This window comes from Pseudogemmobacter sp. W21_MBD1_M6 (genome assembly GCF_052119585.1).
In the GTDB taxonomy this organism is placed as follows: domain Bacteria; phylum Pseudomonadota; class Alphaproteobacteria; order Rhodobacterales; family Rhodobacteraceae; genus JBGQOJ01.
On sequence record NZ_JBGQOJ010000016.1, the window covers coordinates 39,260 to 64,893 of the forward strand.

Here is a 25,634-nt window from a genome sequence, read left to right on the forward strand (position 1 = left end):
ATGCAATTTGGATTGACCGACGAGCAGGACATGATTGTCTCGACTGTCCGGGATTTTGTGGAGCGCGAGATCTACCCCTTTGAGACGCTGGTGGATCAAACCGGCGAAGTCCCGCACGAGATCGCAGCCGAGATCAAACGCAAGACACTTGATCTGGGGTTCTATGCCTGCAACTTTCCCGAAAGCGTCGGTTGTGCGGGTCTAAACCACCTTGATTTTGCCCTTGTCGAACGAGAACTGGGGCGCGGGTCGATGGCGCTGAACCATTTTTTCGGACGACCCCAGAATATCCTGATGGCCTGCACCGGCGAACAGAAGGAACGCTACCTGATGCCCGCCGTGCGTGGCGAGCGGATGGACGCGCTGGCCATGACGGAACCGGGTGCCGGCAGCGATGTGCGCGGGATGAAATGTGCCGCAAGGCGCGATGGCGGTGATTGGGTTGTCAACGGCACCAAGCATTTCATCTCTGGCGCGGATCATGCGGATTTCATAATCGTCTTTATCGCGACCGGCGAAGACGACACGCCCAAAGGCCCCAAAAAGCGGATTACGGCCTTTCTGGTGGATCGTGGCACGCCGGGCTTTACCATCCGTGACGGGTATAAATCCGTCAGCCACCGTGGCTACAAGAACATGATCCTTGATTTCGACGACTGCCGCCTGCCCGATGCGCAGGTTCTGGGTCAGGTCGATGCTGGGTTCGAGGTGATGAACACATGGCTCTATGCCACCCGAATTACCGTCGCCACCATGTCTGTCGGACGGGCACGGCGGGTGTTCGACTATGCGCTGACCTATGCCGCCGAACGCGAACAGTTCGGGCAGAGAATCGGAAAATTTCAGGGCGTCAGCTTTCAGCTTGCCGATATGATCACCGAAATCGACGCGGCCGACCTGTTGACACTGGCCGCCGCGAACCGGCTGGACGAGGGGCGGCCTGCCAACCGCGAAATCGCCAGCGCCAAGCTTTATGCCAGCGAAATGTTGGGCCGCGTGACCGATGCCGCGATCCAGATTCACGGCGGTATGGGGCTGATGGACGACTACCCCCTGGAACGATTCTGGCGCGATGCGCGGGTTGAACGGATCTGGGACGGCACGTCCGAAATACAGCGCCACATCATCAGCCGCGATCTGTTGCGGGCGTTGGGGGCGTGACAGCCCCATGACACGCGATCTATCCCGCCTTCTGCGCCCCCGCTCGATCGCCGTGATCGGGGGCGGCGCATGGTGCAGGTCCGTCATCGCACAATGTCAGAAGACAGGCTTTGCCGGACATATCTGGCCGGTCCACCCGACAGCATCTGATATCTGCGGAATCAGAGCCTATTCCAGCCTGAATGACCTTCCTACGCCCCCCGACGCCAGTTTTGTAGGTGTCAACAGGACCACCACAATTGATATCGTCGCACAGCTGGCGGCGATGGGTGCAGGCGGTGCTACCTGCTTTGCGTCCGGTTTTGCCGAGGCCAGCGCCGAAGACGAGGGCGCATCGGATTTGCAACGCCGCCTGCTGATCGCCGCAGACCAGATGCCAATCCTTGGCCCCAATTGCTATGGCTTTATCAATTCGCTTGATGGCGCCCTGCTGTGGCCCGATCAACACGGCTGCCAGCGGGTGACGTCGGGCGTCGCGATCCTTACCCAATCCTCGAATATCGCGATCAATCTGACGATGCAGACCCGCGCGCTGCCCATTGCCTATATGATCACGGTCGGAAATCAGGCGCAAACGGGCCAGCCGCAGATTGCGGCGGCGCTGCTGGATGATCCCCGTGTTACCGCGATCGGCCTGCATGTAGAGGGGTTTCAGGATCTCCGTATGTGGGAGGCCTTTGCCGCCAAGGCCCATACATGCGGCAAGCCAGTCATCGCCCTGAAGGTCGGAAAGTCGCCGCAGGCGCAGGCCGCGACCATATCGCATACCGCATCTTTGGCCGGAAAGGATGCCGGCGCCCAAGCCTTACTGGATCGCCTCGGCATACCCCGCATCCACAGTCTTCCCGCCTTTGTTGAAACGCTCAAGCTTTTGCATGTCACCGGGCCGCTTCGCTCGAACCGCATTGCCTCGATCAGCTGCTCGGGCGGCGAGGCCAGCCTTGCCGCAGACACCACCGTCGGCAAAAATGTGATTTTTCCGCCGCTGTCCGACATCCAAAAAGAGGCTCTAAGAAGTGCATTAGGCCCTTTGGTTGCCCTCGCCAACCCGCTGGATTACAACACCTACATCTGGCGCGACGCCCCCGCAATGACCACAGCCTGGGCCGCGATGATGGCCCCCGACATCGCCATGACCATGGTGATTGTCGACTTTCCCCGCCCGGACCGCTGCGACCCGTCCGACTGGGACTGCACAATCGAGGCGGCGATCGCGGCAAAGGCTCGGACCGGCGCGCAGGTCGCATTGGTCGCCACTCTGCCAGAGCTTATACCAGAGGACATCGCGCAACGCCTGATCGCGAATGGGGTTGCCCCCCTGAACGGGCTTGTCGAAGCGATCGACGCGATAGAGGCCGCCGCCAGCATCATGCCACCCGATCCAACGCCGCTTTTGCTGGCAACACCTGTGACCGACGCCGCAACCCTGACAGAGGCGGAGGCAAAGCGTAAACTGGCGGCATTCGGCCTGCCCACCCCGAAATCAGCGCACGCCCCAGACGCTGAGTCCGCGCATAAAGCGTCACTAACACTGCGCTTTCCGCTTGTTTTAAAAGACGAAGGCCACGCCCATAAGACCGAGGCGGGCGCTGTCGTTTTGAACCTGAATAATGCCGGTCAGGTCCGGGATGCCGCCCGCGCCATGGCGGCACCGTCCTATTTGCTGGAAGAGATGATCACAGACACAGTTGCAGAGCTTTTGGTCGGGATCGTAAAGGACCCCGCGCATGGATTCGTCCTGACAATCGCCTCTGGCGGCATCCTGACCGACCTGATGCAGGACAGCCAGTCGTTGCTGGTTCCAGCAACGCCAGATGCCGTAAAACAGGCTCTGTTCCGGCTAAGAGTTGTAAAACTGCTGACGGGCTATCGTGGCAAACCCGGCGCTGATATTCCCTCGATCCTCTCGGCGGTGTCCGCAATCCAGTCCTATGTTCTTGCCAACGCGCACAAGGTAGCAGAGGTTGAAGTGAACCCCCTTATTTGCACACCCTTCATCGCAATCGCAGCAGATGCACTGATAAGAGAGGCGCCATGACACACCCGATCAAGACACAACGCGACGGCCCGATCCTTTTTGTCACGCTCGACCGGCCAAAGGCCAATGCGATTGACCTGGCCACCAGCCGAATCATGGGCCGGACCTTTGCCGCATTCCGCGACGACCCCGATCTTCGCGTTGCTATTATCACAGGCGCGGGGGACAAGTTCTTTTGCCCCGGATGGGATCTGAAGGCAGCTGCAGATGGCGATGCCGTCGATGGCGACTACGGCGTTGGCGGCTTCGGCGGGTTGCAGGAGTTGCGCGACCTGAACAAACCCGTCATCGCTGCGGTCAACGGCATTGCCTGCGGTGGCGGGCTGGAACTTGCCCTGTCCGCCGATATTATCCTCGCTGCCGACCACGCCACCTTTGCCCTGCCGGAAATCCGCTCCGGCACGGTGGCAGATGCGGCCAGCGTGAAATTACCCAAGCGAATCCCCTATCACATCGCAATGGAGCTCCTGTTGACCGGGCGCTGGTTCGACGCCACCGAGGCGCATCGCTGGGGTCTTGTGAATGAAATTCTGGCAAAAGAGAGCCTGATTGACCGCGCCTGGACGCTTGCCCGCACCATCGCCTCGGGGCCGCCACTGGTCTATGCGGCCATCAAGGAAATCGTGCGCGATGCCGAAGATGCCAAATTTCAGGACGCCATGAACCGCATCACAAAACGGCAACTGGCCAGCGTTGACAGGCTCTATTCCTCCGAGGATCAGCTTGAGGGCGCAAAGGCTTTTACCGAAAAACGTGACCCCGTGTGGAAGGGGCGTTAGGGTGCCCTTGCGCATCGGCCATTCTGCCTGAATAGTCCTGCCATGATACAAACGCTTCTCTCTTTCGGGCACGGATATTCCGCCCGCGCCCTGTCCCGAATGCTGATACCACACGGCTGGCGGATTATCGGAACAACACGGTCCGCCGATAAGGCGAAAACCCTGATCAACGCCGGAACAGAGCCTTTGATCTGGCCCGGAACAGACATGAAAGACGCGCTGCACGACGCCACGCATCTTCTGATCTCGGCTGGACCAGACGAAGCCGGCGATCCGGTCCTGACCGCACTGCGCGACCAGATCGTCAATGCCGCGCCGCATATCGAATGGGCAGGATATCTTTCGACAACCGGCGTCTATGGCGACCATCAGGGCCGCTGGGTCGACGAGACAACGCCTCTGACCCCCTCTACACGGCGCGGGCAATATCGCGTCGATGCGGAACGGGCGTGGCAAACCCTTGCCGCTGAAACCGGCCTGCCTTTGCACATTTTCCGCCTTGCGGGAATTTATGGTCCTGGGCGCGGCCCCTTCGCCAAAGTGCGCGACGGAACGGCACGGCGCATCATCAAACCAGGTCAGGTTTTCAGTCGCATCCACGTCGAGGATATCGCGCAGGTGCTTTCCGCATCAATCATGCGCCCCGATCCGGGCGCCATCTATAACCTGTGCGATGATGACCCGGCCCCACCGCAGGATGTCATCGGTTATGCCGCAGAGCTGCTCGGGCAGCCCGTTCCGCCTGCCCAAAACTATGAAACCGCGGAAATGACGCCAATGGCGCGTAGTTTCTATGCCGAATCGAAAAAAGTCCGCAATGACAGGATCAAAACCGACCTTGGTGTGACCCTGAAATTCCCGACCTACAGGGACGGGCTTCAGGCGCTGCTCGACGGTGACGAATAAACCCTGCCCATTCTTTGTTCTAAAAGTATCCTCGCCGAAGGCAAAAAAGTCTCAGGCGCGCTTGCCGGCGATCATCGCGACACCCAGAACTTCAAGCACCTTGGCCTCGATGTCCTTGGCGCTCAACCTTGCGTCGGCATACATATCTTCGGGGCTGGCATGGTCGATAAATGTGTCGGGCAGAACCATCGACCGGAATTTGAGGCCCGTGTCAAACACACCTTCCTCCGCCAACAGTTGCGCCACATGAGAGCCGAAACCGCCGATAGCGCCTTCTTCGATCGTAATCAGTGCCTCATGGTCGCGGGCCAGTGTCAGGATCAGGTCACGATCCAGCGGCTTGGCGAACCGCGCATCGGCAACGGTCGGCGTGATCCCCCTGACCGAAAGCGCTTCGGCCGCCTTTTGAACCTCTGTCAGACGCGTCCCGAAGGACAGGATCGCAACCCGCGCCCCTTGGGCTATCATCCGGCCTTTGCCAATCTCCAGCGGAATACCGCGCTCTGGCAAATCAACGCCGACCCCCTCGCCGCGGGGAAAGCGGAATGCGCTTGGGCCATCGTCGATGCTAAGTGCGGTCGCCACCATATGCATCAACTCCGCCTCGTCGGCGGCCGCCATCACCACGAAACCGGGCAGATTCGCCAAAAACGCGATGTCGAACGCACCGGCATGGGTGGCCCCGTCTGCCCCGACCAATCCCGCGCGATCAATGGCAAAGCGCACCGGCAAGCGCTGAATGGCAACGTCATGCACGACCTGATCGTAGCCACGCTGCAAAAACGTAGAATACATGGCGCAAATCGGTTTCATCCCACCCGCCGCCAAGGCTGCGGAAAAGGTAACACCGTGCTGCTCGGCGATGCCGACGTCGAAACAGCGGCTTGGATACCGCTCTGCGAACAGGTTCAGACCGGTGCCGTCGGGCATTGCCGCCGTCACGGCGACGATTTTGTCATCCCGCGCCGCTTCGGCCACCAGCGTTTTACCGAACACCGATGTATAGGACGGCGCGTTCGATGGCGTCTTGTTCTGCTCTCCGGTCAAAACGTTGAATTTGGCCGTCGCGTGGCCCCTGTCGCGTGCCATTTCGGCGGGGGCATAGCCTTTGCCCTTTTTGGTAATCGCATGGATCAGAACAGGGCCGGTCGCGCGATCGCGCACCGTGCGCAGCAATGGCAGAATCTGGTCAAGGTCGTGCCCGTCAATTGGCCCGATATAGGAAAACCCCAGTTCTTCGAACAAGGTTCCGCCAACGGCCATGCCTTTCAGCAATTCCTTGGCCCGCCGCGCACCTTCCTGAAACGGCGGAGGCAGCAGGCTGACCGCGCCTTTGGCCGCCGCCTTGAATTCCTGAAACGGGGCGCCCGCGTAAAGGCTCGACAAATAGGCCGACATCGCGCCCACGGGGGGGGCAATGCTCATCTCGTTATCATTCAGGATCACGATCATCTTTTTCTTCAGATGGCCCGCATTGTTCATCGCCTCATAGGCCATGCCCGCGCTCATGGAGCCATCCCCGATCACCGCGATACAGTCGCCGATGCCGTATTCGGGTGCCCCGCCGAGATCCCGCGCCACGGCAAAGCCCAACGCGGCGGAAATGGACGTGGAACTATGCGCCGCGCCAAAAGGGTCAAACGCGCTTTCGGACCGTTTGGTAAAGCCCGACAAGCCGCCCTTCATTCGCAGCGTGCGAATACGGTCGCGCCGCCCGGTCAGGATCTTGTGCGGATAGCACTGATGGCCCACGTCCCAGATCAGGCGGTCGCGCGGCGTGTCGAACACCGCGTGGATCGCCACGGTCAGTTCGACCACCCCAAGCCCGGCCCCGAGATGCCCGCCGGTCTCTGACACGGCACTGATCGTCTCGGCGCGCACTTCGTCTGCCAGCCTGTGCAGTTCGCGGTCGCTGAACTGCTTCATATCGGCAGGCACATGGACACGGTCCAAAAGCGGGGTAAGGGGTCTATTCGTCATCGCACGCAGCCCTCCGGGGCCATATCAAGTCTCGCGGGCAATAACGAAACGCGCCGCCTGTCGCAAGCATTCCGCAGCCGCGCCGTAGGGCGCCAGCGCCGCTTCTGCCTCGCTTACCAGATCCCTGGCTTTCGCCTTAGCCCCGTCCAGGCCCAGCAATGACACAAAGGTCGCCTTGCCTGCATCAGCATCCTTCTGAAGGCGCTTGCCCGCTTTGGCGGCATCTCCCTCTACATCCAAGATGTCGTCGGCGATCTGAAAGGCAAGGCCCAGCGCCCGCGCATAGTGCCGCAGCGGGGTCACATCTGCCCCCCCAAGAACCGCGCCCGCCTCTGCCGACCACGATATCAGTGCGCCGGTTTTATTGCGCTGAAGCCCGGTAATCTGGTCCAGCGTCAGCGGCAACGCAGCCGTTTCCGCCGCAATATCCTGCGCCTGCCCCAGAACCATGCCCTGCGCACCGGATGCCCGCGCCAAAGACGCCATCAGCGCCACCCGAACCGCCGGATCTGGCGCACAGTCTGCCCGTGCCAACACGTCAAACGCCAGCGTTTGCAGTGCATCCCCGACGAGAACCGCCGTCGCATTGTTCCATTTGACATGCACCGTCGGCTGGCCCCGCCGCAGGTCGTCATCATCCATGCAGGGCAGGTCATCATGGACCAGAGAATAGGCATGCATGGACTCTATCGCGGTTGCCGCAAAGACCGATTGCGCGGCGGGAATGCCATGCAACCGCGCGCTTTCAATCACCAGAAATCCGCGCAGGCGCTTTCCACCGGACGTGGCATACCGCATGCCATGCACCACCGGGACATCGGCAAAATCCGCCAGAACAGTGTCTAAACAAGCCTGAACCTGCGCCGCGGCCCCGGTCAATGCTGCGGGAAACACCTAAAGGCCTTCCACCGGCTTCAGACCCACTGCCGCACCGCCTTCGCCCAGGGTAATCGCCGCCACTTTTTCCTCGGCCTCTTTCAGTTTGGCCTCGCACCGCGCCTTCAGGGCGGCACCGCGTTCGTATAATGTGATCGACTGCTCAAGCGGCACGTCGCCATTCTCAAGCTGCGCGACAACGCGCTCCAGTTCGGCCATCGCCTGCTCGAAACTCATCTCTGCCACTGCCGTCTCGCTCATGCGCCTCGCTCCATCAAAACACCCGTATGCGCCGCGACATGCGCGGCGAGGGCAAACAGATCATATCCCCCCGCCAAAGTCGAGGCAACGCCACCTTCCCACAGCGCGTTGGCTGCGTTATCAGGACCAGCCCATACACCAACCGTCCCCTCTGCAGACGTGGGTTTTTCTAGTCGGGGGCAAGCATATAGCCCGCACCGCGCACCGTCTGCAGATAGCGCGGCTGCTTTGGATCCGCCTCGATCTTACGGCGCAATCGGGTGATCTGCACATCGACGGCCCGTTCCTGGGCCTGACTGCGATCACGCCCCAGATCCTCGACCAGCTTGGTTCTGCTGACCGCCTCGCCGGGGGCGGAGGCAAAGATCCGCATCAGCTGGCTTTCGGTCGCGGTCAGCCGGACGGGCATTTCGCCCTGCCACATCTCAGCCCGCTCCACGTCATAGCGCACCGGCCCCAAGTGCAGCACCTTCGGTCCCAGATCGACCGCAACCGCCTGCGGCACCCGTCGCAGAATCGCGTTGATCCGGAGTAGCAGCTCTTTTGGCTCGAACGGCTTCGCCAGATAGTCATCCGCGCCCGCCTCCAGCCCTTCGATCCGTTCCGACGTCTCGCCCTTGGCGGTCAGCAGCAATATCGGCGTCGTCAGCGTCTTGCGCAGGGCGCGCGTCAGGGCAACGCCATCTTCGCCCGGCATCATCACATCCAGAACGATCATATCGAATTCCAGACCACCCAGCAGGCGCCGCGCATGTGCTGCGTCCCGTGCCGCGCTAACCCAGAATCCGTGGCGCACCAGAAATTTCTGCAACAGGCCCCGAATGCGCTCGTCATCATCAACGATCAGCAAATGTACGTCGGTTGTGGGCGTCATTGGCTTGAATCCTTCATCACCTGAAAGTGCATGCGCATCTCGGGGTCCATCATCGCCTCAAGCACCTGCCTGAACCCTGCTACCGCAACAGGCCCCGCCGCGCGATAGGCCGCACGCATTCGTGTTCTTTGTGCCTCGCTCAACTCTTTCTCCAACTCCAGACCGGAGGCGGTCAAAAACAGGTGGCGTTCGCGCTTGTCCAGCCGCCCCACACGGCTTTCCACCAGCCCGTCCGCGATCAGAGAGCGCAAAACCCGGTTCAGCGATTGTTTGGTCACCCCCAGAACGGCCAGCAGGTTATTTACGGTCGTACCGGGGCTGCGATGGATGAAATGCACGGCACGGTGATGGGCGCGGCCGTATTCGTAATTCGCCAGAATTCTGTCAGGATCGGCCGTAAAACCGCGATAGGCAAAGAACATCGCCTCGATCCCCTTGCGCAACTGTTCGTCCGTAAGGAAAAGCAGCCCCTCGCCGCCCTGTGCGCTTGACCCTGGCCCGTCGGACATGACTGCTCCTCTCGACATAATTTTAATTTTGCCTGATTTTAAGTCAGTCTTGTTGACTTTCCAAGAATCAATTGTTAGCGATTTCTACAATTCGCGCAACTTTATGTCCGCATCGGCCTTAAAATGCGCAACATATGCAAATATGGCGGAAAATCCCGCCTTGAATGAAAAGGATCGAATGATGGCTGGATCATATGCAGACCGCGACGGCTTTATCTGGATGGATGGCAAACTGGTGCCGTGGCGCGATGCAAACGTGCATATCCTGACCCATGCCATGCACTATGCCAGCTCTGTCTTCGAGGGAGAGCGGTGCTATAACGGCAAGATCTTCAAAAGCCGCGACCATTCAGAGCGTCTGCTGCGCTCCGGTCAGCTGCTTGACATGGTTATCCCCTATACCGTCGACCAGATCGAGGCGGCGAAATACGAGGCACTGAAGGCCAACAACCTGACAGACGCCTATGTGCGCGTCATCGCGTTTCGCGGTGCCGGAGAGATGATGGGTGTTGCGGCCAACTTGAACCCGGTTCGCATGGCTGTGGCCGTTTGGGAATGGGGTGCCTATTACGGCGACGCCAAGATGAAAGGCGCAAAGCTGGACATCTCAAAATGGAAACGCCCCTCGCCTGAAACAATCCCCTGTGCGGCAAAGGCCGCCGGTCTGTACATGATCTGCACCATGTCCAAACACGCGGCAGAGGCAAAAGGCTGTTCCGACGCGATGATGTTCGACTATCGCGGCTATGTCGCCGAGGCGACGGGCGCCAATATCTTCTTCGTGAAAGACGGCGAAGTGCACACACCGCTGCCCGATTGCTTTCTCAACGGACTTACACGCCAAACCGTGATCGGCATGCTGAAGGCCAAAGGCATCACCGTGCATGAACGTCACATCATGCCCGAGGAACTGGAAGGATTCGAGCAGTGCTGGCTGACCGGCACCGCCGCCGAAGTAACCCCTGTGGGCCAGATCGGTGACCATACGTTTGAGGTCGGCGCATTGACGCGCGAGATCGCGGAAGACTACGAAAAGCTCGTTCGCGCCTGATAAAAGTCTGTATTTGTGGAAAAGGGTCGGCGCAGGCCGGCCCTTTTTACGTCAAACCTGCCGGCCCCGCGCGATCCGCAGAAACTGCCTTAGGGACGCGCTTTTGATCGGCACAGTCACCGGCCTGCGATGCAGGGCGCGGGTGGCCGGATGCAAATCGCCCATCTGCCGTTCGATTGCCACAAAGGCTGGCAGCCGGCTGGTCGCAACCTCGGCTCTGGGGTGGTCAAGGATATGTCGTGTCATATCGTTCTCCTGTCTTTGCAGCGGAGCAGTCCGCATGGCAAGGTGCGCGACCTTACCACAACGCGCCGGATTTGCGAAATAACATGAGCCCTTTGTCGCCTATCCGCCCGGCGTCATCGCCTTGCGCTGACGGTCCCGCTGAATTCCCAACTGCCGCTCTCGCCAGATGATCAGAACGCCTGCCAGAATGACCAGCGCGGCACCCGCCAGCATCACCAACGTCGGCACCTCGCCAAAGACAAAATACCCGATCGCCAGCGCAAACAGCATGCTGGCATATTCGAACGGCGCGATGACCGATGCGTCCGCAAACCGGTAGCTGGATGTCAGGAATATCTGCCCGATGCCCCCCAGCAATCCCGCGCAAAGCAACAACGCCGCCTCGCTCAGGGTCGGGACGACCCAGCCAAAGGGAATTGTGATCAGCGACAGAACGGTCGAAGTGACCGAAAAGTAGAACACGATGGCCGAGGTCCGCTCGATATTAACCAGTTTACGCACGAACACCTGTGCCAAAGCCGAAAATACCGCCCCCATCAGCACCACAGTCGCGCCCAGCGTTTCACGGCTGCCCAAGGCACCGCTCGACACGGATTCAAATCGGGGCGATAGAACGATCAAGACCCCGACCAGGCCCAAAGCAACCGCTGTCAGGCGAAATGCCCGAACGTCCTCGCCCAGAAACATCGCGGCGAAAATCACCGTCAGCAAAGGCGCGGCATAGCCGATCGCCGTGACCTCGGGCAGCGGCAGCAGCCCCAGCCCGGCAAAGCCCAACCCCATCGCCATCGTCCCCGCGACCCCGCGCCAGACATGGCCCATCGGGTTCGCCGTGACCAGCCCGATCCGCAGTTCATGACGATACCACAGCCACACCAGAATGACCGGAATCGCAAAGAACGACCGCGCGAACACCGCCTGTCCCGGCGGAATATGGTCTGACACCGATTTTATCATGCTGGCCATGATGATGAAGACCAGCACCGAGACGATCTTCAGTCCAATTCCGCGAAAGGGCTGGTTCATGGCCTATCCGATCAATCTAATCGGATTGCCCGCTATCCACGCGGCGACGGACTCGACCGTTTCACGGTAGAAGACCTCGAATGTCGCCTGAGTCGTGTATCCCAGATGCGGCGTCAAAAGCAGCTGACCGCTGGCAATCAACGCCCGGTCAAGAATGGGGTTTTCCGCCGGAACAGGCTCTGTATCGAACACATCCAGCCCGGCTTTCATATCGGGCCGCGCCCGCATGACATCCAACAGCGCGGCTGTGTCGGCAATCGGCCCGCGGGACGTGTTAACAAACACGCCGTCCGGCCTCATCGCCTGAAATGCCGCGCGCCCGATCAGCCCTTTTGACCGCTCGGACAACACCAGATGCACCGAAACCGCATCGGCGTCCGCCATCAGCGCGTTCAGGCTTGGCCGAAACCCGACACCCGACGCCTCAGCTTTTTCCACCGTCAAATTCTGCGACCATGCGATCGGCGTCATGCCAAAGGCGCGTCCGATCGTTGCCATCTGGTTGCCGATATTGCCCAGCCCGATCAGGCCAAGCGTCAGGCCATTCAAATCACGCCCGAGCCGCTTTTGCCAGCCACCCGCAGCCAGCGACGCCGCCTCGGGAACCAGCCCCCGCGACAACGCAAGGATCATCGTCATCGCCAGTTCCGACGTTGTCGTCTTGCGCGAAGTCGTGCCCGACACAGGAATGCCCCGCGCCTTGGCCGCAGCCACATCAATCGCGGCATTGCGTGGCCCCGTTGTGACGATCAGTTTCAGATTTGGCAGCGCCTCGATCAACGCCGCCGGAAACGCGGTGCGTTCGCGCATCAGGCAGATCACGTCGAACCCGATCAGGGTTTCTTGCAGGGCATGCTCTGGAATAGCCTCGGTGAAAAACGTGATATCAGAGCCTAATCTGGCCCAATCCGCCATATTCCGCGCATCGCTTGTGTAGTCGTCCAGAACCGCAATCTTCATTTTCTTCCCCGAATTACATCAGCCGGTTTACCGCCCATCGCGCCGCATCAGCGACAGTTTCGTCCGCATCATCGCAAAGGGCAACCGCAACTCTGCGCAAATCCGCGTCACCGGAATTGCCAATGGCATACAGCACATTGCGCACAAAACGGTCCCGCCCGATCCGCTTGATCGGGCTGCCGGAAAACAACGCCCGAAACCCCGCGTCGTCCAGCATGGCCAGATCCGCCAGCCTTGGCGCCCGCAAATCATCCCTTGCGGCATATTTCACCTCGCGGGCCTCCATGGCGAACTTGTTCCAAGGGCAGGCCGCAAGACAATCGTCGCACCCATAAATCCGATTCCCCATCATCGGCCGCAAGGCAACGTCGACAGGCCCCTTATGCTCAATCGTCAGATAGGAAATGCAGCGCCGCGCATCCAGCTGGAACGGCGCCGGAAACGCCCCTGTCGGACAGATATCCAAACAGGCGGTGCAACTGCCGCAATGCTCTTCCTCTGGCGCGTCGACGGGCAGATCAAGCGTGGTAAAAATAGCGCCCAAAAAGAACCAGTTGCCCAGATCACGGGACAAAAGATTGGTGTGCTTACCCTGCCATCCCAGCCCTGCGGCCTGTCCCAGCGGTTTCTCCATCACGGGGGCGGTATCGACAAAAACTTTGATCTCGGCATCTTTGACCTGTTCGATCAACCAGCGCCCCACGCGCTTCAGCCGCTTCTTGACCACATCGTGATAATCGCGGTTTTGGGCATAAACAGAGACTGCCGCGCGGTCCCTCAGCGCCAGAATATCGAACGGATCATGCTCTGGCGTATAGGGTTCCGCCAGCATGATCACCGACCGGGCACCGGGCCATAGCGACGCGGGATCGCCCCGCCATTCCATGCGGTCGGCCATCCAGCCCATTTGCCCGTGACGCCCCTGTTCGACAAACGCCGCCAATCGCGACGGGGCCAGCGGAATGGAATCCGGTCTGCAAATCCCGATCTTTGCGAACCCTTCGGTCAGGGCAAATTGCGATAGCCGCGCCTTTAGCTCTGCGCTCAAAAATCAAGGTCCGCGTAATGAGCCGGCGGGGGAAAACCAGAGACCTGATCGGCCAGAATCGACCGGAACGCAGGCCGGGATTTGATCTTTGCGTACCAGTCCTTTACCGTAGCATTGCGATTCCAGTCCACATCAGAAATGTAGTCAAGACAGGACAGATGCGCCGCTGCCGCGAAATCGGCAAGCGTCATCATATCGCCCGCCAACCAGCGCCGCTGGTCCAGAATCCAGCCCATGTAATCAAGATGATATTTGATCGCCTTTGCGCCCATCTTGATGTTCTTCGAGTCAGGATACCCCTGCCCCATCATCTTTTTGTTCACGCGTTCATACAGCAGCTTTGACGTGACTTCGTGATGGAACTTGTCATCGAACCACGCCACGATCCGGCGCATCTCATAGCGTTCTTGAATACCGCGCGGCATCAGGGTCGGCGATGGATTGGCCTCTTCCAGATACTCGCAAATCGCGGTGCTTTCCGACATCATCTTGCCGTCCAGCTTAAGCACAGGAACCTTGCCCGCCGGATTGCGGCGCATAAAATCAGGGTCAGCTTCCCAATATTTTTCTTCAACCAGCTCCACCTCGATCTTCTTCTCGGCCAGCGAAAGGCGGACCTTGCGGCAAAAAGGCGATAGCGGAACGTGGAAAAGTCGATTCATTTCATAACTGCTTTAGGAGGGTTCTGTCCTTACTAGCCGCGAACGCCTGCGGGTTTCAACTCTCGAAACACGCAGACCGCCCATCCGCGCGGATCGTGGCCGCACCATCCATGATCGACCCGGTGCGTTTGCGGATATAGGCGGTCGGTTTGCTGGCGGACCGGTCTTTAGGGTTTGGCAGAACGGCGGCAAGGCGCGCGGCCTGCAATGCGGTCAACTTATCGGGGCTGACATCGAAATAGTGATGCGCGGCGGCGTCTATGCCAAACACCCCTTCGTCAAACTCGGCGACGTTCAGATAAACCTCCAGAATCCGCCGTTTGGTCCAGACCGCTTCGACGGCGGGGGTCAGGATCGCCTCCAGCGCCTTGCGGGGCCAACTGCGCCCATGCCAAAGGTAGACGTTCTTGACCACCTGCTGCGACAAGGTCGAGGCGCCCCGTGCGGCGCCCTCGTCCAATGCCTTGCGGATCGCGGACATATCGAACCCCCAGTGCAGGCAAAAATTGGCATCCTCTGCCGCGACAACCGACCGGGGCACAAATTGCGACATCTCGGATATCGCGACCCAATCCTGCTCTATTCCGCCCAAACGGCGGCTTTCGGACAGCATGTAATAGGTGGTCGGCGGGTTCACCAGGCTGAACAGTACAACGAAGAACGCCATGAACGCCGCAATCCCAAAGCACCCGCGCAACACCCATCGCCGCACCCAGCGCATAGGGCTGATGCGGGATCGGGAGACCCCCTTGGAGGTCCGCTTTGATGTCTTTGCTTTTGCCACGCGACACCTTAGCCACGCCAGGCGGCAAAGGGTCAAGGCGACAAAGGCCGATCTGCCATGAAAGTCCCGATTCCGCCACGGATTGCGACGCATCATTGCAACCTTTGCCTTGCGGGTCGAACATTTTGCCAAATTAATGTCAGGAGGGCCCGGTCATGCACATCAATGCCTTGCCAAAATACGACACCAGCATCAACACCACCGGTTGCTGTCCAAAATTCAATCCCGAAGGATGGGATGGGCAAGAACTTCGCTTTCGAAACAAGCTGTTCGTAAAGGCGGACACCCATAGCGCGTTTCACATCCCGCTTGATATGGGGCGGGTTTTCACGCGCGTGCAGCAGCATCTCGAAGAGGCGGGGGCCTATGACCCCGCTGATTTCATTGTGCTTAGTCACGATCTAAATGCCTGGCACGCAGGTCACTATTTCTCAGCGTCCAAAGATATCCCCAACGAAGAGATGGTGCGGATATCCGGCGATTTCATCACCAAGGTGTTCGAAGGCCCATACAAGGACGCCCCCGACTGGGAGGAAGCGATGAAACAGGAGGTGCGCAAGCGCTGCGAAGAGCCCGACGACATCTTCTTTTTCTATACGACCTGCCCGCGATGCGCCAAGGTCTACGGGAAGAACTATGTCGTCGGGCTTGCTAAGGTGAAACCGCGGCAACCCTAAGGTCGCCGCGATTCAGTGACTATTCCGCCGGAATAGCCTGTTCTTCGATACTGAGCGGGTGAGGAATATGCACCAGCATTTCTTTCGGGCACACCTGAAGGAAGTTCGGCAGTTCCAGATCCCAATGGGTCAGGATTTCTGCTGCCTTCCGGCTTCCTGTCTCTGCTGCGTGACGCTCGATCAGCGTTTTCAGTTGGTTGGCCCAATAAGGAACAGACACACCGCAGGTGACCAAAGTCTCGAGGTTCATCATATCCTCGGCTTCGCCTTTGGGGTCGTAAAGATACGCCATACCACCCGTCATGCCCGCGCCAAAGTTGGCCCCGATCGTGCCAAGGATCACGGCAACGCCGCCGGTCATATACTCGCACCCGTTCGATCCGCAGCCTTCGATCACGACCTTCGCACCAGAGTTGCGAACCGCGAACCGTTCCCCCGCGCGACCGGCGGCAAACAGATAGCCGTCGGTGGCGCCATAAAGCACGGTATTGCCAATGATCGTATTCTCGGACGCCACCAGCGGCGAATGCATCGGCGGGCGCACGATGATCGTGCCGCCCGACAGGCCCTTGCCAACGTAGTCGTTCGCATCGCCCGACACTTCCAGCTTCAGGCCAGGGGCGGCAAAGGCCCCCAACGACTGGCCCGCGCTGCCTGTCAGTTTGACGGTCAGGTGGTCGGGTTGCAGGTTGTTCCGCATCCCAAAGTTCTGGACGATATGGCTGGAAACACGAGTGCCGATCGTCCGGTGCGTGTTGCGCACCGCATAGGACAACTGCATCTTCTCGCCATCGTTCAGGAACCGCTGCGCATCCGCCACAATCTCTGCGTCCAGCGTGTCGGGCACAAAATTGCGGGGCTTCATACGGTCGTAAACAATCTTTTCCGCGCCATCGACGGTGATCAACAGCGGGTTCAGGTCCAGATCATCCAGATGCGCCGATCCACGCGACACCTGCGTCAGCAGGTCGGCCCGACCGATGATATCGTCGATGGACCGTGCCCCGATGCTGGCAAGGATTTCGCGCACTTCCTGTGCGTAGAACGTGATCAGGTTGACCACCTTGTCTGCCGTGCCGGTGAACTTGTCACGCAGCGCAGGGTCTTGTGTGCAAACCCCCACGGGGCAGGTGTTCGACTGGCATTGACGCACCATGATGCAGCCCATCGCGATCAAGGCGGCGGTGCCGATGCCGTATTCCTCGGCCCCCATCATGGCCGCCATGACGATGTCACGCCCGGTGCGAAGCCCGCCATCGGTGCGCAAGGTCACACGCTCGCGCAGCTTGTTCATCGACAGAACCTGATGCGCCTCGGTCAGACCCATTTCCCATGGCAGACCGGCGTATTTGATCGACGTCGCAGGGCTGGCACCAGTGCCGCCGTTGTGACCCGAAATCAGGATGATATCGGCCTTGGCCTTGGCCACACCGGCGGCAATCGTGCCAACACCCGATTGACTGACCAGCTTTACCGTCACCTTGGCGCGCGGGTTGATCTGCTTGAGGTCGTAGATCAGCTGTGCCAGATCCTCGATCGAATAGATGTCATGGTGCGGAGGCGGTGAAATCAGCATCACACCCGGCGTCGCATGACGCAGGCGCGCGATCAGCTCTGTCACCTTCATGCCGGGCAACTGGCCACCCTCGCCGGGCTTGGCGCCCTGCGCCACCTTGATCTCCAGCTCTTCGCACTGGTTCAGGTATTCGGCTGTCACACCGAAGCGGCCAGAGGCCACCTGTTTGATCTTCGCGCTGGGGTTGTCGCCGTTCGGTTCGGGGTGGAAATGCGCCGGATCTTCGCCGCCCTCGCCAGAATCGGACTTGGCCCCGATCCGGTTCATCGCCACGTTCAGCGTCTTGTGCGCCTCTGGCGACAAGGCACCCAGCGACATGCCGGGCGTGATGAACCGCTTGCGGATAGAGGTGATGCTTTCCACCTCCTCGATCGGCACGGGGTTGCCCAGCGCCTTGATGTCCAACAGGTCGCGCAGGTGAATCGGCGGGTTCGCCCGCATCGCGGCCGAGAACCGCTTCCACATCTCGAACGATGCCGTGTTGCAGGCGGCCTGCAACATATGCATCGTCTGCGCCTCCCACGCGTGCTTTTCACCGGAACGGCGTGCCTTGTAGAAACCGCCGATCGGCAGAACGTCGGACCCGCCAAGGAAACCCTGCGCGTGGACTTGCTCCAGCTTGCGCTGGATGCCGTGCACGCCGATGCCGGAAATACGGCTGGTCATGCCGGGGAAGAATTCCGCTACCATGGCGCGGGACAGGCCCACCGCCTCGAAGTTCAGGCCACCACGATAGCTGGAAATCACAGAGATCCCCATCTTCGCCATGATCTTCAACAGACCCTGATCAATCGCATAACGATATCGCGCGACCGCCTCGGACAATGTGCCGTCCAGCAGGCCGCGATCAATCCGGTCAGACAGCGAATCTTCGGCCAGATAGGCGTTGACCGTTGTCGCGCCACAACCGATCAGAACCGCAAAGTAATGCGCGTCGATGCATTCCGCCGACCGGATGTTCATCGAACAGAACGTCCGCAGGCCCTTGCGGGTCAGCCACGAATGCACAGCCGAGGTTGCAAGGATCATCGGCATCGCCACGCGGTCCGGCCCCTGATGCTGGTCGGTGAGAACAAGATGCCCGGCCCCCGAACGCACGGCATCCTCTGCCTCTGACCGGATACGGATCAGCGCCTTTTGCAAGGCCCCATTGTCGTCGCCATGCGGAAAAGAACAGTCGATCTCGACCATCGGCGCGTTAAAGCATTTCGTCATTTCGATAAACTGCTCGTTGCCGATGAACGGGCTGTCCAGAACCAGAATTTCGGTCTGGCTGCTGTCTTCGTCCAACACGTTCTTCAGGTTTCCGAACCGCGTTTTCAGGCTCATCACGCGGTATTCGCGCAAGCTGTCGATCGGTGGGTTGGTGACCTGGCTAAAGTTCTGGCGAAAGAAATGGCTCAGCGGGCGATACTTCTCGGACAAGACCGCACTTGGCGTGTCATCCCCCATAGAGGCAAGCGCCTCTTTCGCGTCCTCTGCCATCGGCGCCAGAATCTGCTCCAGCTCTTCGATGCTGTATCCCGCCGCGATCTGGCGCTTGCGCAGTTCTGATCCGGTGAAGATCGGCAATTCCTTGACGCCCGACAGCGTTTCCTCAAGGTCGTTGATCTTGCCAACCCAGTCCCCGAAGGGCTGGCTGCCGGCAAGACGGTTCTTGATTTCAACGTCGTGATACAGCGTGCCTGTCTTCATATCGACGGCAATCATCTGCCCCGGTCCCAATGCACCCTTTTCCACAACGCGCGCCTCGTCCGTCGGCACCATGCCCGCCTCGGACCCGGCAATCAGCAGGCCGTCGCCCGAAACGACATAGCGCATCGGGCGCAGACCGTTGCGGTCCAGACCGGCGCATACCCAGCGGCCATCGGTCATCGCAAGCGCGGCAGGGCCGTCCCATGGCTCCATCACAGAGTTGCAGTAGGAATACATGTCGCGCCACGCGTCGGGCAGTTCTTTCGCCTGCTTGGACCAGCTTTCCGGCACCAGCATCGTTTTTGCCATCGGCGCGGAACGCCCCGCCCGCACCAGCACCTCGAACACCGCATCCAGTGCGCCGGAATCCGACGTGCCCTGCGGGATGATGGGCTTGATGTCCTCTGCCATGTCGCCGAACGTCGACGAGGCCATCCGAATTTCGTGGCTCTTCATCCAATTGACGTTGCCCTTCAGCGTATTGATCTCGCCATTGTGCGCCAGCATGCGGAATGGCTGTGCCAGCCACCACTGAGGGAAGGTGTTCGTCGAATACCGCTGGTGATAGATCGCGAACGCGCTCTCGAACCGCTCGTCCATCAGGTCGGGGTAAAACACCGCAACCTGCTCGGCCAGCATCATGCCTTTGTAGATGATCGAACGGCACGACAGGCTGCACAGATACAGGCCCTGAATGCCGGACGCAGCCGCCGCTTTCTCGATACGGCGACGAATGACATACAGCTCGCGCTCGAATGTTTCCTCGTCCACACCCTTGGAATTCGAAATCAGGATCTGCTCGATCTCGGGGCGTGTCGCGTTGGCCTTCTCGCCAAGGCAATCGACGTTCACCGGAACGTGGCGCCAGCCATAGATGTAATAGCCCATGCGCAGCACTTCGGACTCGATAATCGTCCGGCACGTCTCCTGTGCACCAAAGTTGGTACGCGGCAGGAACACCTGACCCACTGCGATCATCTGGTCCATATGCGGTTCGTGACCGGTGCGGCGGATCTGATCGTAGAAAAACTTTACCGGAATTTGAACGTGAATACCCGCACCGTCGCCGGTCTTGCCGTCGGCGTCGACAGCGCCGCGGTGCCAGATCGCTTTCAGCGCTTCAATTCCGTTTTCGACAACCTTGCGTGTGGCGTTGCCATCCAGCGCGACAACCAGTCCGACACCGCAGGACGAATGCTCTTCCTCTTCGGAATACATCCCGTTCTCTGCCAGCCACTTGCGGTTGGCTTCCTCTTTCGCAACCCAGTTCTCGTCATAGATGGTCATGTCGGTCACCTTTCATTCATCTTGCAGGTCAGGGGCCTTGACCCAGTTCGCCTGCCGAAAGTTCCAATGCTCATTGGCGTCTGCATCGAATGCGCATGATCTGTGCATCCGATGTGCTCCGCCTGATTTTGCCTATTCCGCCGCCACGCTCGCCGCTGCGTTCACATATTCCATGATCGCCTCTGCCGCTTCGCGCCCGTCCCGGATCGCCCAGACAACCAGCGATGCACCGCGCACGATATCCCCCGCCGCATAGACGCCGGGCAGGTTGGTTTCATGCGTTTTGAAATCGGCCTTGATCGTGCCCCAACGGGTCACTTCCAGTTCTGGCACCCCCCAAAGCGCGGGCAGGTCTTCCGGCTCGAATCCCAGCGCCTTGATGACCAGATCGGCCTTTTCGATATAATCGGCCCCTTCGATCAGTTCGGGCGCGCGGCGACCGGTGGCATCAGGCGCGCCCAAACGCATCTTTTGCACCATGACGCCTTCGACGCTGTCGCCGGTAAAGCCTTTTGGCGCGGTCAGCCAAACAAACTCCACGCCTTCTTCTTCGGCGTTTTGCACTTCTCGCAGTGATCCGGGCATGTTTTCGCGGTCACGGCGATACAGGCATTTGACCGAAGTCGCGCCCTGACGGATCGACGTGCGGACGCAATCCATCGCGGTATCGCCGCCGCCGATTACAACAACGCGCTTGCCGCGTGCGTCCAACTCTCCGTTGTCGAACTCTGGCACATCATCGCCAAAGGATTTTTTGTTGCTGGCCGTCAGAAAGTCGATGGCGCGCACAATGCCATCAGCACCCGCACCGGGCCCCTGCAAATCGCGCGTCTTGTAAACGCCGGTCGCAATCAGAACAGCGTCATGCTGCCCGCGGATCGCGTGAAAGCTCATGTCTTCGCCGACATTGCAGTTCAGCACAAACTGCACGCCACCCAGTTCCAGCTGCTGGATACGGGCCATAACAATGTCTTTTTCCAGTTTGAAACCGGGAATACCATAGGTCAACAGGCCGCCTGCGCGGTCATAACGGTCATACACCGTCACCTGAAATCCCTGACGCCGCAGCATATCCGCGGCGGCAAGACCGCCGGGGCCCGCACCGATGATGCCGACGCTTTCAGCCCGCTCCGTACGCGGCTGGATAGGTTTGACCCACCCGTTTTCCCACGCGGTGTCGGTGATGTATTTCTCGACCGCGCCGATCGTAACCGTGCCGTGGCCGGATTGTTCGATCACGCAGTTGCCTTCGCACAGGCGATCCTGCGGGCAGATGCGGCCACAAATCTCGGGGAATGTGTTGGTTGCCTGCGAAAGCTCGTAGGCCTCCTGCAACCGGCCTTCCGCCGTCAGGCGCAGCCAGTCGGGGATGTTGTTATGCAGCGGGCAATGCGTCTGGCAATAGGGCACACCACACTGGCTGCACCGCCCCGCCTGCTCTTCGGCCTTCGGGGTCGCATACTCTGCGTAAATCTCGTCGAAGTCCTTTGCCCGCAAATTGGGAGGACGCTTTTCAGGCATTTCTTTGCCCACGTTTACAAACTGAAGCATGCGTTGCTTGGCCATGGTCGAACCTCCCGAATTTTGCAGGTTCGATTGTTTACGTTGGGGTTGCGGAAAAGAAAAGGCAGCAAGGCTGACCTATTATTCGATTACGTAAGACTTTTTGACCTTGTTTCGAAAATAATTCGCGAAATTATGACAGCACAACTTACCTATCATTCAAAACCCAGCCAAAAGTGCCGCCATAGCCGCCGTTCCGATGATGATTCGCCACCAGCCGAACAGGGCATATCCATTACGGCTGACATATCCCAACACCCAGTTAACCACCAAAATCGCTGCCACAAATGCGGCGATAAACCCAATGGCAATCTCGTTGATCGCACCGGCATCCAGCACATCACGGTTCTTGTACAGGTCATAGGCAAAGGCCCCCGCCATTGTCGGCATCGACAAAAAGAACGAGAATTCTGCCGCAGCCCTTTTGCCCGCCCCCATCAGCATTCCGCCAACGATCGTGGCGCCACTGCGCGACACGCCCGGTATCATCGCCAAACACTGAATCACGCCGATGATCAACGCCATCTTTGGCGGAAACCTCATTGCATCGTCATGGGTGATCCGCAGGTTCATCCGGTCAACAAAAATCAGAACAAAACCGCCAAGGATCAACATGATAGCGATCAGCATTGGGGTTTCGAACAGCACGGTCTTGATGAAATCATGCCCCAGCACGCCAATCACCACCGCAGGTAAAAACGCCAGCAACACAGACCACACAAAGCGCCGCGCGGCGGGATCGGTCGGAAACGCCATTGCAACGCCAAGAAGCCGCGAGAAGTAGACAATCAGAATGGCAACAATCGCGCCAAGCTGGATCACCACCTCGAATGTTTTCCCGGCAGAGTTAAACCCAAGAAAATGCCCCGCTAACAGAATATGCCCCGTCGAGGAAACGGGGATAAACTCTGTCAGACCCTCAAGAAGACCCAGCAACAGGGCGGCAATGGTGGTGGAATCACCCATGGTCAGGTCGCCTTTTGCCGAAGCTAATGTCAGGAATGCTTGCGAAGGTTCTTGGCGCTGTCTTTGATCGCGTCAAACTGGCCCGACGGGCGAAACCGCCACAGATAGTCAGGCAGAACAGCGCCCATTGCCGTGGGCTTGACCCCAAGATCAGCCAAACCCCTGGCCCCCTCGGACACGACATTGTCGACCCGCAGATTGCGAACCTGATCGCGTGTAACCAAAGTATTGGTGAACAGACCCAGCGAGATCGTCTGCAAGACATCAAACACACCGCCCATGATATTGGCGGCAAAGAACGGCAGGTTCAAAATCAGACGGCGGCGGTGGATCACGGTCAGCATGTCCTCCATCAACTCGCGGAAGCTCCGCACATCTGGACCACCCAATTCATAGACGCCAGGCGCGACATCCCCCAGCAACGCCCGTTCGGCGGCAGCGGCAACATCGTCAACGTAAACCGGCTGAAACCGGGTATCCGCGCCAACAACAGGCAGCACCGGACCGAATCGCGACATCCCGGCGAAACGGTTGAAAAATCCGTCTTCCGATCCGAAAATTACCGAAGGGCGAAGGATAACGGCCGACGGAAATCGCCGCAGCACAGCCTCTTCGCCCAGCGCCTTGGTGCGGGCATAGTCGCTTTCGCTGTCAGGATCGGCACCGATCGCCGAGAGTTGAACCATACGGCCAACACCCTCTTCCGCCGCGATGCGCGCAACACGCTCCGCACCTTCGGACTGAACCGCATCAAAGCTGTTCTTGCCAGTCTCGTTCAGGATGCCCACGCAATTCACAACCGCATCGGCGCCCTGCATCACGGACCGGACCGAGGCATCATCGCGGATGTTGCACAAAACAGGCTCTACCTGCCCGACGGCGCCATAGGGCCTGACAAACAATGCGTCGTTCGGATGCCGGACAGCAACGCGCACGCGCCAGCCGGCTTTCGCCATTCGGCGCACAATATAACGACCGACAAAGCCGGATCCGCCATAAATAGTAACAAGTTTGGACATGGGATGCCTCCGCATATAGGTTGCTAGTTCAATAGCTTTCTAGCGACGCGGGAACAAGTCGCTATCACATACGGTCGATTTACTGAAAAGGAGCCGTTGACAGTGCCTGCACTACACATTAGATCGCCTCTCACGACGACACCTGCCCAGGTGGCGGAATGGTAGACGCGCTAGCTTCAGGTGCTAGTATTGGCAACGATGTGGAGGTTCGAGTCCTCTCCTGGGCACCAAAAATCTAAAAAGACTTGACCAAAATAAATCGCTCAGGCGGTTTTTTTGGTTTTGAATCCGGGCTGTTCACACCACTGTCGATTATTTCGGTGGTAATGTGTCTGCTTGCTCCAGAATGGCAGCGAGCCTGTGAAAGCACCCTGCGATCCCCGTCTCGGCGGTCTCTGCCAGAAACGCGTCCAGTTGGGGCCAGACACGCAACGCCGCGTCCAGCAATGGGTCAGACCCCACGGTATAGAGGCCCGCCTGGATCATCATCTCTGACCGGTCATAGGCCCCCAGCAGACGGCGCGCGTTTGCGATCAGTGCGTTTTCCTCAGAAGTTGCAGCCCGCGGCAGACTACGAGAGACGGATCGCAAAAGATCAATTGCCGGAAACCTTCCTCGTTCGGCAATTTTGCGATCCATAACAATGTGCCCATCCAGAACGCCCCGCAGAATGTCGGCCACGGGTTCGTCCATATCCGAACCAGCGACCAGAACGGAAAACACCGCCGTTATATCGCCTTGACCAGCGAGGCCGGGACCGGCACGCTCGCACAGCGACATGATCGACTGAGAGGTCGACGCCGGAAACCCCCGAAGTGTCGAAGGCTCACCGGCGGCAATCGCGATCTCGCGGTGTGCTTCGGCAAAACGGGTGATTGAATCGACCAGTAGAAGCACCTGCAGGCCTTGGTCACGAAAGGATTCGGCGACGCACATAGCCGCCAACGCACAGCGGCGACGCATCAGAGGCGACTGGTCGGATGTTGCCGCAACGACCACAGATCGCGCCATGCCGTCCGGTCCCAGAACATCCTCGACGAAATCCCGCACTTCGCGCCCTCTCTCTCCGACAAGGGCGATCACGACGACATCGGCCTGCAAGTCCTTGGCGAGGTTGGACAGCAAGCTGGATTTCCCCACCCCCGATCCTGCAAAAAGCCCGATCCGTTGTCCTCTTACAATAGGCAGCAGGGTATTGAACACGGACAATCCCGTTTCCAGCCTTTGACCCAAAGGCCGTCGTTCTGTCGCAGGCGGCGGCAGGCATTGCAGTGGGCGATTGCGCGTGCCGCCGCCGAGAGGAGCTCCGTCAAGCGGCTGTCCGAACGGATCAATGACCCGTCCAATCCAGCCCGGATCAGGGGCAAGACCAACGGGGCCGATCAGCTCTACCAGATCCCCTATCGAAATACCGACCGCACTGCCCCCCAACAAGACAGTGATGGCGCGCGGAGAAAGTGACAGGACCTCGCCCCCAATTCTGGGTCCGTTCTGGGGGATAACCCGCACCTGATCGCCCTGCATTGCGATATCGGACAGGCCCGACACTTCGACCACACCACCGCCGACGGCACTGACCCGACCAATGCGCCGCGATGTAACGAGGCCCGAGAACGCGGCCTTCAGCCGTTCCAGCTCATTGGATCTGCTTTTCACTATCACCGGATTCTCCTGTGCCTTTGAAAACTCT

At 59.5% G+C, this 25,634-nt stretch carries 23 protein-coding genes and 1 tRNA gene; 8 read left to right on the top strand and 16 right to left on the bottom strand.

The annotated features are described in order from the left end of the window. Genes ACEN2R_RS14930 through ACEN2R_RS14945 form a run of 4 tightly spaced genes read left to right on the top strand, consistent with a single transcriptional unit; the run spans nt 1 to nt 4,884 of the window. A complete protein-coding gene (locus ACEN2R_RS14930) occupies nt 1-1,161 on the top strand; it encodes an acyl-CoA dehydrogenase family protein (RefSeq protein WP_442043472.1) in 1,161 nt (386 codons plus the stop codon). Nucleotides 1,162-1,168: 7 nt separating this feature from the next. Further along, nucleotides 1,169-3,199 carry an acetate--CoA ligase family protein gene (locus ACEN2R_RS14935; protein ID WP_442043473.1) on the top strand — a complete coding sequence of 677 codons (2,031 nt, stop codon included), beginning with the start codon at nt 1,169-1,171 and terminating at the stop codon, nt 3,197-3,199. Then, nucleotides 3,196-3,978, top strand: coding sequence for a carnitinyl-CoA dehydratase (locus ACEN2R_RS14940; RefSeq protein WP_442043474.1), 783 nt, complete (start codon nt 3,196-3,198; stop codon nt 3,976-3,978). The genes ACEN2R_RS14935 and ACEN2R_RS14940 overlap by 4 nt, the downstream gene beginning before the upstream one ends. A 42-nt stretch (nt 3,979-4,020) precedes the next feature. After that, entirely contained in the window at nt 4,021-4,884 is an 864-nt protein-coding gene (locus ACEN2R_RS14945; protein WP_442043475.1) for an SDR family oxidoreductase, read from the top strand. A 51-nt stretch (nt 4,885-4,935) separates the two neighbouring features. On the opposite strand, the gene dxs is transcribed toward ACEN2R_RS14945, so the two are convergent. From dxs to ACEN2R_RS14970, 5 genes are all read right to left on the bottom strand, one after another. Continuing rightward, nucleotides 4,936-6,864 (bottom strand): 1-deoxy-D-xylulose-5-phosphate synthase, encoded by a 1,929-nt coding sequence (gene dxs, locus ACEN2R_RS14950; RefSeq protein WP_442043476.1) that lies wholly within the window; start codon nt 6,862-6,864, stop codon nt 4,936-4,938. Nucleotides 6,865-6,888: 24 nt separating this feature from the next. Next, complete coding sequence (locus tag ACEN2R_RS14955) at nt 6,889-7,758, bottom strand: polyprenyl synthetase family protein (protein WP_442043477.1); 870 nt, start codon at nt 7,756-7,758, stop codon at nt 6,889-6,891. After that, nucleotides 7,759-8,001: an exodeoxyribonuclease VII small subunit gene (locus ACEN2R_RS14960; RefSeq protein ID WP_442043478.1), complete on the bottom strand. Its 243-nt coding sequence runs from the start codon at nt 7,999-8,001 to the stop codon at nt 7,759-7,761. A gap of 169 nt (nt 8,002-8,170) precedes the next feature. Then, entirely contained in the window at nt 8,171-8,875 is a 705-nt protein-coding gene (locus ACEN2R_RS14965; RefSeq protein WP_442043479.1) for a response regulator, read from the bottom strand. Next, nucleotides 8,872-9,402 carry a MarR family winged helix-turn-helix transcriptional regulator gene (locus ACEN2R_RS14970; RefSeq protein WP_442043480.1) on the bottom strand — a complete coding sequence of 177 codons (531 nt, stop codon included), beginning with the start codon at nt 9,400-9,402 and terminating at the stop codon, nt 8,872-8,874. The genes ACEN2R_RS14965 and ACEN2R_RS14970 overlap by 4 nt, the downstream gene beginning before the upstream one ends. Before the next feature lie 163 nt (nt 9,403-9,565). Between ACEN2R_RS14970 and ACEN2R_RS14975 the strand changes: the two genes are divergently transcribed. Then, entirely contained in the window at nt 9,566-10,435 is an 870-nt protein-coding gene (locus tag ACEN2R_RS14975; RefSeq protein WP_442043481.1) for a branched-chain amino acid aminotransferase, read from the top strand. Nucleotides 10,436-10,486: 51 nt separating this feature from the next. Here the strand turns inward: ACEN2R_RS14975 and ACEN2R_RS14980 are convergent, their stop codons facing one another. From ACEN2R_RS14980 to mtgA, 6 genes are all read right to left on the bottom strand, one after another. Then, the gene (locus ACEN2R_RS14980) at nt 10,487-10,681 is read right to left on the bottom strand and encodes a hypothetical protein (protein ID WP_442043482.1); all 195 of its coding nucleotides are present in this window, start codon (nt 10,679-10,681) and stop codon (nt 10,487-10,489) included. 99 nt (nt 10,682-10,780) lie between these two features. Then, the gene (locus ACEN2R_RS14985) at nt 10,781-11,707 is read right to left on the bottom strand and encodes a DMT family transporter (RefSeq protein ID WP_442043483.1); all 927 of its coding nucleotides are present in this window, start codon (nt 11,705-11,707) and stop codon (nt 10,781-10,783) included. Nucleotides 11,708-11,710: 3 nt separating this feature from the next. Beyond that, the gene (locus tag ACEN2R_RS14990) at nt 11,711-12,667 is read right to left on the bottom strand and encodes a D-2-hydroxyacid dehydrogenase family protein (protein WP_442043484.1); all 957 of its coding nucleotides are present in this window, start codon (nt 12,665-12,667) and stop codon (nt 11,711-11,713) included. A gap of 13 nt (nt 12,668-12,680) precedes the next feature. Continuing rightward, on the bottom strand, nt 12,681-13,715 hold the full coding sequence (queG, locus tag ACEN2R_RS14995; protein ID WP_442043485.1) for a tRNA epoxyqueuosine(34) reductase QueG: 1,035 nt from the start codon (nt 13,713-13,715) through the stop codon (nt 12,681-12,683). Beyond that, nucleotides 13,712-14,377, bottom strand: a complete 666-nt coding sequence (gene fzlA, locus ACEN2R_RS15000) for an FtsZ-binding protein FzlA (protein WP_442043486.1) — start codon at nt 14,375-14,377, stop codon at nt 13,712-13,714. The genes queG and fzlA overlap by 4 nt, the downstream gene beginning before the upstream one ends. Before the next feature lie 55 nt (nt 14,378-14,432). Further along, nucleotides 14,433-15,044, bottom strand: coding sequence for a monofunctional biosynthetic peptidoglycan transglycosylase (gene mtgA / locus ACEN2R_RS15005; RefSeq protein ID WP_442043487.1), 612 nt, complete (start codon nt 15,042-15,044; stop codon nt 14,433-14,435). Here mtgA and ACEN2R_RS15010 point away from each other — a divergent pair. Next, on the top strand, nt 15,043-15,222 hold the full coding sequence (locus tag ACEN2R_RS15010) for a hypothetical protein (protein ID WP_442043488.1): 180 nt from the start codon (nt 15,043-15,045) through the stop codon (nt 15,220-15,222). The genes mtgA and ACEN2R_RS15010 overlap by 2 nt on opposite strands. A 94-nt stretch (nt 15,223-15,316) precedes the next feature. Next, complete coding sequence (locus tag ACEN2R_RS15015; RefSeq protein ID WP_442043489.1) at nt 15,317-15,838, top strand: hydrolase; 522 nt, start codon at nt 15,317-15,319, stop codon at nt 15,836-15,838. 19 nt (nt 15,839-15,857) lie between these two features. Here the strand turns inward: ACEN2R_RS15015 and gltB are convergent, their stop codons facing one another. The 4 genes from gltB to ACEN2R_RS15035 all read right to left on the bottom strand — a co-directional run bounded on the left by gltB (nt 15,858) and on the right by ACEN2R_RS15035 (nt 23,944). Next, nucleotides 15,858-20,396 (bottom strand): glutamate synthase large subunit, encoded by a 4,539-nt coding sequence (gene gltB / locus ACEN2R_RS15020; protein WP_442043490.1) that lies wholly within the window; start codon nt 20,394-20,396, stop codon nt 15,858-15,860. Nucleotides 20,397-20,528: 132 nt separating this feature from the next. Continuing rightward, nucleotides 20,529-21,962 carry an NAD(P)-dependent oxidoreductase gene (locus ACEN2R_RS15025; RefSeq protein WP_442043491.1) on the bottom strand — a complete coding sequence of 478 codons (1,434 nt, stop codon included), beginning with the start codon at nt 21,960-21,962 and terminating at the stop codon, nt 20,529-20,531. A gap of 156 nt (nt 21,963-22,118) precedes the next feature. Further along, the gene (locus ACEN2R_RS15030) at nt 22,119-22,925 is read right to left on the bottom strand and encodes an undecaprenyl-diphosphate phosphatase (protein WP_442043492.1); all 807 of its coding nucleotides are present in this window, start codon (nt 22,923-22,925) and stop codon (nt 22,119-22,121) included. A gap of 29 nt (nt 22,926-22,954) precedes the next feature. Continuing rightward, nucleotides 22,955-23,944, bottom strand: coding sequence for a complex I NDUFA9 subunit family protein (locus ACEN2R_RS15035; protein WP_442043493.1), 990 nt, complete (start codon nt 23,942-23,944; stop codon nt 22,955-22,957). Between the two features lie 144 nt (nt 23,945-24,088). On the opposite strand from ACEN2R_RS15035, the gene ACEN2R_RS15040 reads away from it, so the two are divergent. Next, nucleotides 24,089-24,174, top strand: a tRNA-Leu gene (locus tag ACEN2R_RS15040). A gap of 82 nt (nt 24,175-24,256) precedes the next feature. Here ACEN2R_RS15040 and ACEN2R_RS15045 read toward each other — a convergent pair. Then, nucleotides 24,257-25,600 carry a FliI/YscN family ATPase gene (locus ACEN2R_RS15045; RefSeq protein ID WP_442043494.1) on the bottom strand — a complete coding sequence of 448 codons (1,344 nt, stop codon included), beginning with the start codon at nt 25,598-25,600 and terminating at the stop codon, nt 24,257-24,259. Between the last annotated feature and the right edge of the window lie 34 nt (nt 25,601-25,634).

Coding starts and splice junctions, on each gene's coding strand:
- ACEN2R_RS14930 (WP_442043472.1), top strand. CDS start 1: ATGCAATTTGGATTGACCGACGAGCAGGACATGATTGTCTCGACTGTC.
- ACEN2R_RS14935 (WP_442043473.1), top strand. CDS start 1,169: ATGACACGCGATCTATCCCGCCTTCTGCGCCCCCGCTCGATCGCCGTG.
- ACEN2R_RS14940 (WP_442043474.1), top strand. CDS start 3,196: ATGACACACCCGATCAAGACACAACGCGACGGCCCGATCCTTTTTGTC.
- ACEN2R_RS14945 (WP_442043475.1), top strand. CDS start 4,021: ATGATACAAACGCTTCTCTCTTTCGGGCACGGATATTCCGCCCGCGCC.
- dxs (WP_442043476.1), bottom strand. CDS start 6,864: ATGACGAATAGACCCCTTACCCCGCTTTTGGACCGTGTCCATGTGCCT.
- ACEN2R_RS14960 (WP_442043478.1), bottom strand. CDS start 8,001: ATGAGCGAGACGGCAGTGGCAGAGATGAGTTTCGAGCAGGCGATGGCC.
- ACEN2R_RS14965 (WP_442043479.1), bottom strand. CDS start 8,875: ATGACGCCCACAACCGACGTACATTTGCTGATCGTTGATGATGACGAG.
- ACEN2R_RS14970 (WP_442043480.1), bottom strand. CDS start 9,402: ATGTCGAGAGGAGCAGTCATGTCCGACGGGCCAGGGTCAAGCGCACAG.
- ACEN2R_RS14975 (WP_442043481.1), top strand. CDS start 9,566: ATGGCTGGATCATATGCAGACCGCGACGGCTTTATCTGGATGGATGGC.
- ACEN2R_RS14980 (WP_442043482.1), bottom strand. CDS start 10,681: ATGACACGACATATCCTTGACCACCCCAGAGCCGAGGTTGCGACCAGC.
- ACEN2R_RS14985 (WP_442043483.1), bottom strand. CDS start 11,707: ATGAACCAGCCCTTTCGCGGAATTGGACTGAAGATCGTCTCGGTGCTG.
- ACEN2R_RS14990 (WP_442043484.1), bottom strand. CDS start 12,667: ATGAAGATTGCGGTTCTGGACGACTACACAAGCGATGCGCGGAATATG.
- fzlA (WP_442043486.1), bottom strand. CDS start 14,377: ATGAATCGACTTTTCCACGTTCCGCTATCGCCTTTTTGCCGCAAGGTC.
- ACEN2R_RS15010 (WP_442043488.1), top strand. CDS start 15,043: ATGAACGCCGCAATCCCAAAGCACCCGCGCAACACCCATCGCCGCACC.
- mtgA (WP_442043487.1), bottom strand. CDS start 15,044: ATGGCGTTCTTCGTTGTACTGTTCAGCCTGGTGAACCCGCCGACCACC.
- ACEN2R_RS15015 (WP_442043489.1), top strand. CDS start 15,317: ATGCACATCAATGCCTTGCCAAAATACGACACCAGCATCAACACCACC.
- gltB (WP_442043490.1), bottom strand. CDS start 20,396: ATGACCATCTATGACGAGAACTGGGTTGCGAAAGAGGAAGCCAACCGC.
- ACEN2R_RS15025 (WP_442043491.1), bottom strand. CDS start 21,962: ATGGCCAAGCAACGCATGCTTCAGTTTGTAAACGTGGGCAAAGAAATG.
- ACEN2R_RS15030 (WP_442043492.1), bottom strand. CDS start 22,925: ATGGGTGATTCCACCACCATTGCCGCCCTGTTGCTGGGTCTTCTTGAG.
- ACEN2R_RS15035 (WP_442043493.1), bottom strand. CDS start 23,944: ATGTCCAAACTTGTTACTATTTATGGCGGATCCGGCTTTGTCGGTCGT.